Source organism: [Limnothrix rosea] IAM M-220 (assembly GCF_001904615.1).
Taxonomy (GTDB): Bacteria; Cyanobacteriota; Cyanobacteriia; order Cyanobacteriales; family MRBY01; genus MRBY01.
The window spans coordinates 100888-115110 of record NZ_MRBY01000001.1 but is presented as its reverse complement, the minus strand read 5'-3'; the positions used below and the strand labels follow the sequence as shown (position 1 = coordinate 115110).

The 14223-nt window shown below is 45.3% G+C and carries 13 protein-coding genes; 6 read left to right on the top strand and 7 right to left on the bottom strand.

Annotated elements, in window-relative coordinates; translation table 11 throughout:
* Positions 1 to 34 precede the first annotated feature (34 nt).
* The gene (gene argZ / locus NIES208_RS01025) at positions 35 to 2146 is read right to left on the bottom strand and encodes a bifunctional arginine dihydrolase/ornithine cyclodeaminase (RefSeq protein ID WP_075888811.1); all 2112 of its coding nucleotides are present in this window, start codon (positions 2144 to 2146) and stop codon (positions 35 to 37) included.
* Between the two features lie 61 nt (positions 2147 to 2207).
* Between argZ and NIES208_RS18775 the strand changes: the two genes are divergently transcribed.
* Together NIES208_RS18775 and sigC are read left to right on the top strand one after the other, a co-directional pair.
* Positions 2208 to 2360 (top strand): hypothetical protein, encoded by a 153-nt coding sequence (locus tag NIES208_RS18775; protein ID WP_171971683.1) that lies wholly within the window; start codon positions 2208 to 2210, stop codon positions 2358 to 2360.
* Between the two features lie 254 nt (positions 2361 to 2614).
* Positions 2615 to 3805, top strand: coding sequence for an RNA polymerase sigma factor SigC (gene sigC / locus NIES208_RS01020; RefSeq protein WP_075888809.1), 1191 nt, complete (start codon positions 2615 to 2617; stop codon positions 3803 to 3805).
* An 84-nt stretch (positions 3806 to 3889) separates the two neighbouring features.
* Here the strand turns inward: sigC and NIES208_RS01015 are convergent, their stop codons facing one another.
* The 3 genes from NIES208_RS01015 to menB form a co-directional block, all read right to left on the bottom strand.
* A complete protein-coding gene (locus NIES208_RS01015; protein ID WP_075888807.1) occupies positions 3890 to 5368 on the bottom strand; it encodes an adenylate/guanylate cyclase domain-containing protein in 1479 nt (492 codons plus the stop codon).
* A 204-nt stretch (positions 5369 to 5572) separates the two neighbouring features.
* Positions 5573 to 6412, bottom strand: a complete 840-nt coding sequence (gene psbO / locus NIES208_RS01010; RefSeq protein WP_075888805.1) for a photosystem II manganese-stabilizing polypeptide — start codon at positions 6410 to 6412, stop codon at positions 5573 to 5575.
* 212 nt (positions 6413 to 6624) lie between these two features.
* Entirely contained in the window at positions 6625 to 7461 is an 837-nt protein-coding gene (gene menB / locus NIES208_RS01005) for a 1,4-dihydroxy-2-naphthoyl-CoA synthase (RefSeq protein WP_075888803.1), read from the bottom strand.
* A gap of 280 nt (positions 7462 to 7741) precedes the next feature.
* On the opposite strand from menB, the gene NIES208_RS01000 reads away from it, so the two are divergent.
* Both NIES208_RS01000 and NIES208_RS00995 read left to right on the top strand, forming a co-directional pair.
* A complete protein-coding gene (locus NIES208_RS01000; RefSeq protein ID WP_235641321.1) occupies positions 7742 to 7981 on the top strand; it encodes a replication restart DNA helicase PriA in 240 nt (79 codons plus the stop codon).
* 397 nt (positions 7982 to 8378) lie between these two features.
* Positions 8379 to 9542, top strand: coding sequence for a GuaB3 family IMP dehydrogenase-related protein (locus NIES208_RS00995; protein WP_075888801.1), 1164 nt, complete (start codon positions 8379 to 8381; stop codon positions 9540 to 9542).
* Positions 9543 to 10000: 458 nt separating this feature from the next.
* Here NIES208_RS00995 and pirA read toward each other — a convergent pair whose 3' ends face one another.
* A complete protein-coding gene (gene pirA, locus NIES208_RS18770; protein WP_171971682.1) occupies positions 10001 to 10165 on the bottom strand; it encodes an arginine synthesis PII-interacting regulator PirA in 165 nt (54 codons plus the stop codon).
* An 88-nt stretch (positions 10166 to 10253) separates the two neighbouring features.
* On the opposite strand from pirA, the gene NIES208_RS00990 reads away from it, so the two are divergent.
* Positions 10254 to 11057, top strand: a complete 804-nt coding sequence (locus NIES208_RS00990) for an SAM hydrolase/SAM-dependent halogenase family protein (protein WP_084176487.1) — start codon at positions 10254 to 10256, stop codon at positions 11055 to 11057.
* 74 nt (positions 11058 to 11131) lie between these two features.
* Here the strand turns inward: NIES208_RS00990 and hpf are convergent, their stop codons facing one another.
* The gene (gene hpf, locus NIES208_RS00985) at positions 11132 to 11713 is read right to left on the bottom strand and encodes a ribosome hibernation-promoting factor, HPF/YfiA family (RefSeq protein WP_075888797.1); all 582 of its coding nucleotides are present in this window, start codon (positions 11711 to 11713) and stop codon (positions 11132 to 11134) included.
* Positions 11714 to 12254: 541 nt separating this feature from the next.
* On the opposite strand from hpf, the gene lipB reads away from it, so the two are divergent.
* Entirely contained in the window at positions 12255 to 12929 is a 675-nt protein-coding gene (gene lipB / locus NIES208_RS00980) for a lipoyl(octanoyl) transferase LipB (RefSeq protein WP_084176480.1), read from the top strand.
* Between the two features lie 98 nt (positions 12930 to 13027).
* Here lipB and NIES208_RS00975 read toward each other — a convergent pair whose 3' ends face one another.
* Positions 13028 to 14098: an adenylate/guanylate cyclase domain-containing protein gene (locus tag NIES208_RS00975; RefSeq protein WP_225875219.1), complete on the bottom strand. Its 1071-nt coding sequence runs from the start codon at positions 14096 to 14098 to the stop codon at positions 13028 to 13030.
* Between the last annotated feature and the right edge of the window lie 125 nt (positions 14099 to 14223).

Genomic DNA, 14223 nt, shown 5'->3' with positions numbered 1-14223 from the left:
GTAGATTAATCGACTATTTAACGAGAGACATTACCTAAACAGTGACGGCAGCCTCTTTATTCAGACGATCTAACTGTTGAGTCAATAGGCTGAGGAATAGGCCGACATCAGTGACCACACCGGTAGACTCGACAGAACCGCGATCGCTGAGCTTTGTGACAACGGCAGGATTAATATCGACACAAACCATCTTCACACCAGCGGGAGTCATATTACCGACACCGATGGAATGGAGCATGGTCGAGAGCATGAGCACCATATTTGTGCCTTCGAGTAGTCGAGAATACTCGGTCTGAGCCTTAATCAAATCCATCTCTGTATCGGGTAAAGGACCATCATCACGAATTGATCCGGCTAAACAGAAAGGCACGTTTTTCTTAACGCATTCATACATCACACCTTTGGTAATGAAGCCCTGTTCTACGGCATTCGCAATGCTGCCATAACGACGCACAGTGTTAATGACTTTCAGGTGATGACGGTGACCACCGCGCACGGGAACACCTTTGTTCATATCAACGCCGAGGGAAGTGCCTAGGACAGATTGCTCCATGTCATGGACGGCGATCGCATTACCACCGAGCAGCGTATGAACATAACCTTGACGAATGAGGCTAGACAAATGCTGTCCACCACCGGTGTGAATGACAACCGGGCCAGCCGTAACGACCACTTTACCGCCTTGCTCACGGATTTTTTGTAGCTCCCACGCGATCTGCTCGACCACTAGCTCAACGCGACGCTCACTGGAGACACCTGCGCCCATAAAGCTAAACTCTTTTTTCTCTTGGGTCGGACGGGCATTACTCTTGTGGTTTGTGCGAATCCCATCGACACCGACGACCACTTTTTCACCCACCTGCAAATCTCTTAACAAACGGCAGCGGGCAGAAATTTGACCATTATTCTCTGTAATGGCGATCGCCCCATCCATGCGCTGGTGAGAAACCTTGATCCACTGACCACGCACCCGCACCTCAGTGGGATAAATATTCGTGACATAAAAATCATCCGGCGCAACACCAACGTAACGAACCACCTCCAGCTCCGCATCCGTCACATCTTCATCAGAGGTATTTACAGCACCAAGCTCAATGAGTTGAGACATGATATCTTCCATGACCAAGGTCGAAGGAGCAGACACACGCACATTGGCAGAAGATGTATTTTTACGCTCTAAACCAAGGTTAAAGTTGAGCACCTTCGCACTCCCCCCTTGCTCTGCAATGAGATCCAAAGCAGCATTTAAAATGCCCGCATCCAGCAAATGACCCTCAAGGTGAATAATGCGGCTATCCACAGGCTGGTTGGCATGGGGTTCCCCTTGGATCGGTTCAGTGGTTTTTAAAGTAAGACACTTCGCAGCACCGCCGGCCTTGAGAAATTCTGTTAGGGACGTTTGGCGAGTTTTAAAGCCCTTTGCGTGGATCATTTTTTCTAATTCAGCGCTGATCTTATTCATGATGATCACATCGCCAACATTCACCGCGTTACAGGCGAAATTCACAGCGTCTGGCTCAGGCACAACAATGCGCTTTTCTTCAGGAATACGCTTCTCGATTAATGCATTGGAATAGGTATCAAAAGCAGGTGGATAATATAAAACATAGCCACCGTCGAGGGGACAGAAGCAAGTATCAAGGTGGTAAAAACGGGGATCAATAAGGCGCAATGACAAAACTTCAATATCCAGCCACTGGGCAATATAAGCATGGGAATCTAGCTCGGAACGGAAACCATAACCCGCCCATAACGCACCAGTACCACGGTCAAATAAAGCATCACCAGCGCCTTCGAAGGGCAAATCTTGGGGCAGCTCATAAACCTGAAAGCCATGCTCCGCAAACCATGCTTTAAAGTAAGGCTCTTCCCCTTGGCGCTCTGGGTGATAAAAACGACTCAAAATTGCTTTTTTGCCGAGCACCAAACCAGCATTAGCGGTAAACACCATATCTGGCCAGCCTTTAGCGGGGGGCACAAGCTCAACGGTGGCATGGTCTTTAATAATGTGGTGTAGTGCCTGCCACTGCTCCACTGCTTTTGCCTGGGAAGATTTGTGGACGTTACCCTCCATCCAAGGGTTAATGACATAGTCCACGTCATAGTGGTCGGGAGAGCACATCAAAATACGGGTCTGGTCGGTCATAATAAATAAAAGTTACGAATAGGTTGCGTCGCTATTTCTCTGGGGTTGGGCTAGCTTCTTGATGGCGATCGCCCCCCACGAAATTGAGTGCGACAGTTTAGTGCCTGTTAAGCCGATTGCTCATTTTATCGGGATGTCCCCTTTAATAAAACTTTTTTCGGGGCGATCGCCTGCTTTCTGGGCGACCCAGCGATTCTTTATTGGCAAACCCTAACAATATTGCGCGAAACTGCGGCGATCATGAACGACCAAGCAACAAGCTCCATCAGAGAAAATTGGCACAAATATATAACTTACTGAACAAAATGCAGGCATTAGAAACGTTATGCTAGTAACAATCTTTAACGCGATCGCTACTTCAAACCCCCGAAAAGACGTAACGTTTTGTAACAAAATGTTGAAATGGGGTTTCGAACAGGGAAGTTTAAGGTTAATCGATCCTAAACAGATTTAAGGAGAGTCACTACAATGACCCCTACGAACCAGTCCGACAAATCGTCTACCACTGGGACTGCCACTGCATCGACAGATGAGTTTGCATTTTTCGATCAGACCGCAACCAGTAACCGCAATGGTCACACCACAGACTTGGTTCGCCTTTATCTGCAAGACATTGGACGGGTTCCACTTCTGGAAAGGGATGAGGAATTAACCGAAGCTCGCAAGGTTCAAAATTATATACAGCTTTTAGAAAAACGGCAAGAGGTAGCAGAGCAAGGAGATGAAATCCTCGTCGAATTCCTCAAGCTCATTGCAGTCCATGATCGTTTAGCCATTGAGCTAGGTTGTCGTCCGGCCATGGGCCGTTGGGCGACAGAGGTCGGTTTAGAGCGAGAAAATTTACGGCAAAAAATTCGTGCGGGCAAGGAACGTTGGGCTGAATGTGTCGGTTTAAACGTAAAAGAATTAGAATCCGTCCTCAAGGCTGGAACACAGGCCAAAGAACACATGATCCAAGCAAATCTACGCTTGGTGGTCTCCGTCGCTAAAAAATATCAAAATCGCGGTTTAGAGCTGCTTGATCTCATTCAAGAGGGCACATTAGGTCTAGAACGGGCTGTTGATAAGTTTGACCCCACTAAGGGCTATCGATTTTCTACCTATGCCTACTGGTGGATTCGCCAAGGGATCACAAGGGCGATCGCCACCCAAAGCCGCACCATTCGTCTCCCAGTTCACGTCACAGAAAAACTCAACAAAATCAAAAAAGCCCAACGACAAATTTCCCAAACCCAAGGTTGCACACCGACCCTAGAAGACGTTGCGAAAGTCCTCGACATGACCGCAGCGCAGGTTCGAGAAGTATTACAAAAAGTGCCCCGCTCCGTTTCCCTAGAGATTCGCGTCGGCAAAGACCGTGACACAGAACTAGGCGATTTGCTCGAAACCAGTGATGCGTCCCCCGAAGAAAATCTTGTACGGGAGTCTCTGCAACGGGATTTACGCAATCTTTTAGCAGAACTTACAGACCGCGAACAGGAAGTGATTCAGTTGCGCTATGGCCTAGACGATGGCAAAACCTATTCCCTCGCAGAGATTGGGCGTGTCCTAGAGCTGTCGCGGGAGCGAGTCCGCCAAATTGAAGCGAAAGCATTACAAAAGTTACGTCAGCCTAAGCGTCGTAATTTGATGCGAGATTATCTCGATACCTTGTCTTAAATCTCAGGGAATAAAATACTTTTTTGGACATTCTTTCGGATGTCTTTTTTTATGGAAAAAGGGCAATTACAATATCAACATTAGTCATGAATGCGCTTGTTGACATAGCCGAGATAATGGGTCTTTTTTACCCAGCAAGAAATAGGTTTGCATTAACCCTTTTCCTTTCACATGTATGGCCTCACGTTGCTGAAAAAAGTAGCGATCGCCTAATTTTTCACGAAAAGTTTCAGTCACTTGAATACTATTGGGCAACCCTTGAGATTCCATGCGGCTAGCCACATTTACCGAATCACCCCACAGATCATAAATAAATTTACGAGTGCCAATCACCCCCGCCACCACCGAACCACAGTGGATCCCAATCCGTAGCTGTAAAGCATAGCCATTTATTTGATTTAAACGCTCAATTTCACTGAGCATTTCCAGCGCCATATCAGCCATACATTCCGGATGATGGGGTTGCGGCATTGGTAAACCACCAGCCACCATGTAAGCATCCCCAATTGTTTTAATTTTTTCCAAACTATAAATTTCTGACAGACGATCAAACGAGGAAAAAATATCATTTAAGAGCGTCACAATTTCGGCAGGTTTTTTATTAGCTGAAAGTGTTGTAAACCCCACAATATCTGCGAATAAAACCGAGACATGGGGAAAGCCCTCGGCAATATAGCGACGGTTTTCTTTTAGCTCACGAGCAACGGAGGCTGGCAGAATATTGAGTAATAGTTCTTCGGATTTTTCTTGTTCGCGGCGGACATTTTGCTCTGCGATGATACGCTGCTGAATTTCGGTGGTGATACGGGTCAACATGGATCGAAATTCATCCATGACATCGCCCAGTTCATCATTACGGTTGTGATGTAGAGAATGAAGCTCAGCAGTATGAATTTTTTCTGGATTTGAGATCACGAGTTCTCCAGCAGCCCTCAGGTCTTCACGCAATTTCAGAATCGGTGCAATGACTAAAATTTGCATCACAATCAATGTTGAAGCCGTGACAAAAACGGAAATAATGATCACAAGGATTCCAATGCGCAGTTTGTACTGAACTAACTCGGTTTGGATGCCGCTAATGTCGTGGCGCAGAACAAACATATAGTTAACTTGCTCAAATTCTGACCAACTACTGTCGTAGAGACTTTCGGACCAGTTTTTATAGTTTGTTTTTCCGGTTTGCAATGCCTGCCAAGTCAAGGCTGGGCGATCGCCAAAACTAGCGAGAACTTGACCCTGTTCGTCGTAAATTACAGCCCCCCGTAAAGACAACATCAAATTGTCATGATTCGCTTCCCTTAGCTGTTCTAGTAATAATTCTGCTTGCTGTGGCGTTGGGGGTGTTGATCTTGCTTGGGACTTTCGGGAGTTGGCCACTAGCCATGTCACTTTAATCGATGTGCGATCTTCTAATTCCCGTAATAATTCCCGCTCCCGACGTTGCGCTGATGGCACGAGAATAATGGCTTCGATCACAACAATGCTCACAAAAATCCAAAATGCCACCCGTCGCGAAATACGTCGACTCACTAATTGCACAAAAAAATGTCGTCTTGATCCCATGGCAATTGCTGAGCCCAGATATCGTGGAGTGGCGAATGGTAGTACTGCAATCCCTTTATTTATATATCTCTTTCTTCGTCTATCCTAGCGAGCAGCCGTACAAAAATCATGGAGCCTCCCTGAGAATTTCCTGCAAATTAGCAAAAAAAAAAGGGGCGATCGCCCCTCGATTAAACTAAATTGTCTAAAAAAATCACCTATGCACTAAGCAGCCGGTTGGAGACGGGCATAGAAAATACCACGAATACGAACTTCCTCAGGATCCTCGGCCCCCATATCAGTCGATGAAGTTTGCTCACTTTCAAAAGTGCCAGCAATTTCACCCGTTTTCTCATCAATCTTGGCAATTTGTAGAGAAATTTCTCCAGTACGAGTATCGTACTGCTTAATATTGGCACGAGTTAAATCATCAACATCTGCCTGGGCAGGGAGAGCAACAGCATTGTCATAGCCACTAGCAGCACCACGAGCCTTGGGATCAAGAAAAACGGCTCCACGATAAGGAGGCACTCTAAACTCTCCCACAAAATCAGTGGAAGTATTGATGGAATCAGAAGGCGTGAGGGTCTTCGCCACTAGGTTCTTAATGGTAAAGAGGAAAGGCACTTGCTTACCACCGGGCAGCTGCACCGTCACTGGCTGGAAGTCGATGCCATCCAATTCCTTGAATGTCATAATGCCATCTTCGTCGACAAGAATTTCACCAGTCATTTGCTCAAGGGAAGACGTGTAACGAGTCAGCATTTTGCCTTCGACAAATTCTGCATCACGACGCTTATTGAGCGGCTCTTCCTTAACGAAATAAGTCTGAGGCTCTAAACAGAGGTCAGAAAATTCGATTGTTTGCCCCGGTTCAATGGGAATAGAACCACGGGTAAACTCAGCAATTTGGGGGCAGGAATTGGCTAAACCTGTGTTCAAAATTTGGTCATATGTTAATTTTTGGACGTCTACGGACGCAGCGTCAGGAGTTTCGCTACATGCTGCCGTCAGAACGCCGATACATAGAGCCAAAAAGGCTGCTAATAACGAACGTAACTTCATGACTAACCTCGTTTTTTGTCAATCTCAGGGCGGGACCTCTTGTCCGGTCCACTGGTGTTTTAAAAAGTCTGGGATCTAATAAGGACAAGCTATCCAGTTTTATATCAGAACCTACTTTACCAAATTGGCATCGTTTATAGGTAACGATTCTTTACGGTAGGGGCGATCGCCGCTGCATTTCCTTTGGCTTGGAGATCACATTTCATGGGCTCCTACGGTAGCCAAGGGTATTGCTGGAAATCAGGCGATCGCTTCTCCAGAAAAGCCTGTTTTCCTTCGCGACCCTCTTCCGTCATGTAATAAAGCATCGTCGCATTCCCCGCCAGCTCTTGTAGACCAGCCTGACCATCACAATCAGCATTGAGGGCAGCCTTGAGACAACGGATAGCAATGGGGCTTTTAGTAAGGACTTCCTGCGCCCACTGAATCCCCTCCTGCTCAAGCTGCTCTACAGGCACAACCGTATTGACCAGACCCATCTCTAACGCCTGCTGCGCATCATACTGACGGCAGAGGAACCAAATTTCCCGTGCCTTTTTTTGACCCACAATCCTTGCCATATAGCTCGCACCAAACCCACCATCAAAACTGCCCACTTTGGGGCCCGTCTGACCAAAAATTGCATTATCGGCGGCGATCGTTAGGTCGCACAACATATGCAACACATGGCCACCACCCACCGCATAACCAGCCACCAATGCAATCACAACCTTTGGCATTGAGCGAATAAGTTTCTGTAAATCCAGAACATTCAGCCTCGGTACACCGTCAGTATCAACGTAGCCTCCCTCGCCGCGCACTGACTGATCCCCCCCCGCACAAAAAGCATACTTGCCATCCGTATGGGGACCAGCACCAGTCAATAAAATCACACCAATGCTTTGATCTTCCCTCGCATCACAAAAAGCCTCATACATTTCAAACACCGTTTGTGGACGAAAGGCATTCCGCTTATGGGGACGGTTAATCGTGATCTTCGCAATGCCAGCAGCCTTGTGGTAGAAAATGTCCTCATAACTCTTCGCGACTTTCCAAATGAAATTACCCATAAAAAAAATTAAGTTTTCGTTAAATATTTATCGCCCGTCATCTTATCCCATCCGCTTCCGTCCATTCACCACAAACAAATTAAGAAAATAATGATGACTCACCGATTAATTAATTCTAAAAGGGAGAAGAATATCAAGCGACAAAATTACTTTTTGTGAGGAAGAAAGAAAAAAATCTACCGATCGGGAAGGTTAAATCTACCTTAAGTCCGGTGATAAAAGCATAAATAATGCAGCAATATATAAGAGGGATCAATATTTTGTATATCAATAACTGTTTATGAAAACTATCCGTAAAAAGCAAAAGCAACAATCCGCTGTAAATGAAATCAAGGCTACGGATATCGGCAACTGCCTCAACATTCTTTGCCCAAACTGTGGTTCCAGTGCGACACGCAAACATGTTTTACAGTCTGGACTAGTGGAAACAGCTTGTCAGACTTGTGACTATTTTCTTGTTAGTTGCAAAGAAACAGGTAATGTTATTGAGGCCTACGCACCGGGAATTTACTTGACTTAAAATATTAAGCCCAAGGCCTTGGGCTTGTATAAACGTTTTTCCCTTTTTTTACAGAAATTGTCATCTTTTTTAATGCAAGAGACAGTTAATATTAGTTTATGGGTCTCGATGTTATTTTGAGGGGTAGGTCATTTCGTATTTTTTTGCATCTTCTCAATAAAAGAAAAGTCTATCTCAACGATTTTTTTCATCTATTTACGATTATTACAACATCCACTGCGGTGTAGTTCACGAAGATTGTAGAGGTTTCAAATCGTTTAATTCCATGGCGATCGCCTTAAAAATTTCATCCTCAGAGAGATCAACTAATCTGAGAAGTTTTTTTGCGGGAAAATGCAAACAATCAGTTATCCTAGATTGACACATTTTAGTTTTGGCAATCATTTAAGGAGTCAGAGTGGATATTCAGATTGGTCGTGGCAAAACAGCTCGTCGTGCTTACGGATTTGATGAGATTGCCCTCGTACCGGGTGGTCGAACCTTAGATCCAGAGTTAGCTGATACCAGTATTAAAATCGGCGATATCGAGCTGAGCATCCCGATTCTGGCCAGTGCAATGGATGGTGTCGTAGATGTCAAAATGGCCGTGCTCCTTTCTGAGCTTGGTGCATTAGGTGTCGTGAATCTAGAGGGTATTCAGACTCGCTACAGCGACCCCAACCCAATTCTTGATCGCATCGCAGCAGTGGACAAATCAGGGTTTGTCGAGCTGATGCAGGAACTATATTCTGAACCCGTTAAGCCAGAATTAATTACTGAGCGCATTCAAGAAATCAAATCTCAAAAGGGCTTAGCTGCCGTTAGCCTTACCCCTGTCGGTGCCACCAAATATGGCAAAGTGGTCGCAGAAGCTGGCGCAGATATTTTATTTATTCAGGCGACGGTGGTTTCGACATCTCACCTCTCCCCGGAAGGCATTACGCCCCTTAATCTCAAGCAACTCTGTGACGATATGCCGATGCCTGTGGTTCTCGGTAATTGTGTCACCTATGATGTTGCCCTCGAATTAATGCGTGCTGGTGCAGCGGCGGTTCTCGTTGGCATTGGTCCTGGTGCGGCTTGTACTTCTCGTGGTGTTCTGGGTGTGGGTGTTCCTCAGGCAACAGCGGTGGCGGATTGTGCAGGTGCACGGGATGATTATCAAAAAGAATCTGGCAAATATGTTCCAATTATTGCGGATGGTGGCATCGTGACTGGGGGGGATATTTGTAAATGTATTGCTTCTGGTGCTGATGGTGTCATGATTGGTTCTCCCATTGCCCGTTCTGCTGAGGCTCCGGGTCGTGGTTTCCATTGGGGAATGGCGACACCTAGCCCAGTTTTACCCCGTGGTACCAGAATTAATGTCGGAACGACTGGCAGCATTAAGCAAATTTTGACGGGTCCGGCAACTTTGGATGATGGCACGCATAATCTTTTGGGTGCTCTCAAAACTAGTATGGGTACTCTCGGTGCAAAAAATATTAAGGAGATGCAAGGGGTTGAAGTTGTTGTTGCGCCCTCTCTTTTGACGGAAGGGAAGGTTTACCAAAAGGCCCAAAAGTTGGGCATGGGTAAATAGTCAAAAGTCATCACCGACTTCTCGTTGGCGCAATATTTTCGTTGGCGTAATATTCGGTAGTTTCGAATAAGAAATAGAATTCTTTTTTTCGCTAGGGTCTAAGGGGAAATTAGTGTGAGTGGGGTAGCTTTCTGAAACCCCTTCTTTATACGAAATGCTTCTCCAAGGAAGGGTGTGGGAGACTTTTGAGGATTTATTCGGAATGAGTCTACTTTATAGCGAAGGCCATCGAAGTTAAGACATCTAGCAGGTCTTAAAGCCTTATTTTGTCAGGGTTTAACTTGTCAAGCGTTTACTAATCTTGCCAACGATGACTATCGCAATGTGCTAGGTTCTGGCAAATGAAAAGGAGCCTCCTTTGGGTGCTCCTTTTTTCGTGTTAATTTTAAATTTCAGCATGGGTAGAAGTTATTTGCTGTTGGGCGATCGCCTCAGTCGCTGACAGACTAGAGAAAGCGTTAAATATTGATATGTAAATAACGTGCTTCGTCTTGGAGTTGGAGAATTAGGGATTCATTGCCTTGGTTACGGGCGGCTTCAAGGCGGTGTTTTAGATGACGTTGCAGATAGTTACGGTGAGCTTCCTTAACCTGCTTATTACGATTTTGTTTGATATTTAGCATTCTTTTTCGCCTTTTTCTTGTGGAGTCGGACTTCTTTTAAAATAACAAAGTAGAGGGCAACTTGTATCTAATGTTACAAAAACACAAGATGAGATTCATTGCTTTACTCACTGACTTTGGGTTAAGGGACGGCTATGTCGGAATGATGAAGGCGGCGATCGCCACCATTGCCCCAGCAGCCCATTGCATTGACCTCACCCACGATATTCCGCCCCAGGATCTTTGGGCTGGACGCTTTTGCCTACTGAATGGCGCTCCCTACTTTCCGGTTGGTACTATTTTTTTAGGTGTTGTCGATCCGGGGGTAGGCAGTCAGCGTCGCGGTGTGGCAATTCAGTTTAAAGAGGGTTTTTTTGTTGGCCCGGACAATGGCTTGGCCAGTGGTCTATGGGATATTTTTGAGGCGATCGCCGCCGTCACATTAGAGAACACGAAATATTGGCGTGATCAAAACCGCAAACCAAGTCAGACATTCCACGGTAGAGATATTTTTGCCCCTGTGGCAGCCCACCTCGCCCAAGGTGTACCGATCTGTGCATTGGGGTCATCAGTGGCGATCGCCGACCTTGTCCAGCTAAAATTACCACCCCATACCCTTACCCAAGACCAGTTAAGGGGTGTCATCCAACATATCGACCACTTCGGTAATTTAATTACGAATATCCCAAATCACGCTGCGTCTCACCTTGGGGCAAAGGTATTTTACGGCGATCGCCCCATTGCCCACGTCACGACCTACAGCGATGTTCAGATCAATCACCTTTGCATCCTAGAAGGAAGCCACGGCTGGCTAGAAATTAGCGCCAACCAAAATAGCGCCCAACAAAAACTCAACATCACTAGGGGAGAATCCATTACCCTCAATCGGCACAAAAAAAAGGAACAACCCTAAACTCGGTCGTTCCTCCCACTTTACTTACCAAACATGTCATCACCGAATCAATAATTCAGCAAAATTCAGCAAAACTATTCCTTCGCTTCACGAGGTTGAATAACACCATATCCACCATGGTTGCGTGCATAGATCACATTGATTTCTTCAGTTTCTTTATTCAGAAACATATAAAAATCATGGTCGACCAGTTGCAGTTGCTCCAAAGCCTCATCAATAGCCATTGGTGGCATTGCAAAATACTTCATGCGTACCACTTCGCTAGGCAGCTCTGGGGCGCGATCGCCAATTAGATCCTGTGGCACCGAATCAGTCGGTAAAAGCTCAGCAGTTTTTTCCTGAGCATGGATCTTTTTACCGATCTTTTTCTCCTTATATTTACGAAGCTGCCGTGTAATTTTATCAGAAACTAAATCGATACTAGCATAGAGATTTTCGCTACTTTCCTGTGCCCGAATTACCGTGCCATTAGCATAGACTGTAACTTCTGCCTTATGCTTGGAATTTACACGGGCATTATTCGCAACAGATAAATGAACATCCACCTTCGTTGCAAAGGTTTGAAAATGCTTTGTTGCCTTTTCCACCTTACTTTCAACGTAATCATGGATTGATTCTGTAACGGTAATGTTGTTGCCTTGGATCAATAGCTTCATAATATGAGGTTACTCCATCCTAATAGTTGTCATAAGTGCATTTCGGGAGAGATCTTAGAGAAAAGTTGCCATGGATCTAGAACTATATTAATCATAACTCAAAATGCTCTTGTAGAGTTCTTACTTAGCATATAGCTAAGTCTAAATTGGGCGGCAAAATACTATATCCAAATCAAAAACAACTTTAGTTCAGTAATCACATCTTGGGACGAAAATACAGCTCAGTATGTCATTTTCAATTCAGGCAAACACTATCCATAGTGTTAATATAGTTTATCTTTACCTGATTTATTCTCTAGATATTGAAAACAACAAATTTAATGGCGTAAGTCGATAAATCAATGTTGTTTTTATTTGACCTCTACAGCTCTAATTATATTTTTTACAATTGAAGCTTGTCAATTTATCAAGTCTGAAACTTTAAGAAAGCATCGTTGCTTTTACAGTTCTTAATCCTTTACGAATTAGCCGTCCAAACGCTAACATTTCTGGGGGAAAGATGGAGCCTCTTTTGACGTTTTGTAATTATCGATAGTATCTCTTGACTATTCTCTGTAGTAAGACGCAACATTTACTAAATCCTTGTCTCGTAAAGCAATGGTCGCGGGTTCCCTATGGTGTGGCTTGGCAGTGGCAACGGGAACTCGTAGATAATCATTTGCAATGCTTCCACTATCCAGATCGATTGCTTTTGTTGGAGCATCCCCCGGTCTACACTTTAGGCACTGGATCCGATGAGGCTTTTTTGAGGTTTGACCCGACAGAGGACACCAATCTCTTGTATCGAACGGAACGGGGTGGTGAGGTGACTTACCATTGCCCGGATCAATTGGTGGGTTACCCTATTTTAAATTTGCAGCGCCACCAACGGGATTTGCATTGGTATTTACGCCAGCTAGAGGAGGTCATTATCCAGCTATTGGCAGTTTATGGGTTGCGGGGCGATCGCCTTGAAGGGCTAACAGGGGTTTGGGTAGAGGGTCGTAAGGTGGCAGCCATTGGCATTAAGGTAAAGCGCTGGATTACGATGCATGGGTTTGCCCTTAATGTTTGCCCTGATTTAACGGGTTTTACCAAGATTGTGCCCTGCGGTATCGGCGATCGCCCGGTCGGCAGTTTGGCGCAGTTTTTACCGGAGATTACAACCGCCCAAGTACGACAGGATTTACCAGATATCTTTGCTGAAGTCTTTCAGTTAGAAATGATTGAACTATAGGAAAACTCAACCTGTCACACAAGGGACAGACCTGACCAGAAAAAGAACATTTGTCACCGCAATATCCCAAAAAAGTCCACGAAAAATCAACCAAGCAATTAGTGCAAGCCGGGATATTTACGCTGCGAAGCCTTCACCAAATGGTCAAGCAGGACATAGTCAAGATTTTCGTAACTCGCACAAAACGCAGTAAATAATTGATCGTAGCCTTTCAAAGAAAGTTGATGCTCGACAAAATGGTCTTTAATACTGGCTACTTTACAGAGATGACCAAAGGTTTCCCGCCCAACCGCCAAATCCTCAGTCAGTTGTTTCGTCGCAGACTCTAGGCGAAATGCCGCATTAACAGTATCCCCAATAGCCGTATAGTCTGGGCGATCGCCCGTGCCAGTATTCCCCACCATGGCATAGCCCGTATTAATCCCTGCACCAATTTTCAAATCAAAGGGCAAAGAAAGCTGACGCTGCAAATCCGTTGTCATTTGATTCAGGTCACTCACCGCCTGAAACACATTGATCAACTGTTCAGGATCTACCGCCTCCTCACCATGGAACCAAATAGACATCACCGCATCGCCAATATATTTATCGACCCAACTGCCAGAATTTTTAATAATCTCTCCCGCCTGACGAAACCATGTGCCGACAGTGAGAGACAGAGTATGGTTATCCACCCGACGACTAAATACCGTGAAATTGCGAATATCGACCACCATCACCGAAATCAACCGTCGCTCGTGGAGCGTATCGGTAATCGGATCACTTTCAAAGGGCGAAAATTTCTCTGCCGTTCCCCGTTGCGGCAGCGTTTGTTTTTCTTGGGGGGGATTTAAAAAAACCATTTCCGACTGCCCAAACATGATCTGATCTTGGTGAGTCAAGGTTGTCGGCACACTCACACGACGACCATTAACAAAACTACCGTTACGACTGCCTAAATCAATTAAATAAAATTCACCATTATCTAGACGCTGAATAAAGGCATGGCTACGGGACATCCAGGGGTCAGTAATGATAATGCTATTGCCCTTACTCCGTCCCACTGTCCAATAGACATCACCTACCAACGGATATTGTCGAGAACCATTGGTAGATTTGATAACGAGGTGGGGGGTGAGTAGTGGGGTCATCACTTTGGAATAGGCGATGACAGTTTGAACGCCAGACAAAGTTAAGCTGATGTTTATATTACTTGAATTTACTCTGCAGTCTCTTTTGGGTTAGATACAGGGTGCTTATGGGATTCAATACATTGATATGAATATACTGCCTAGCAAAAAAAGCTGCCGTTTAT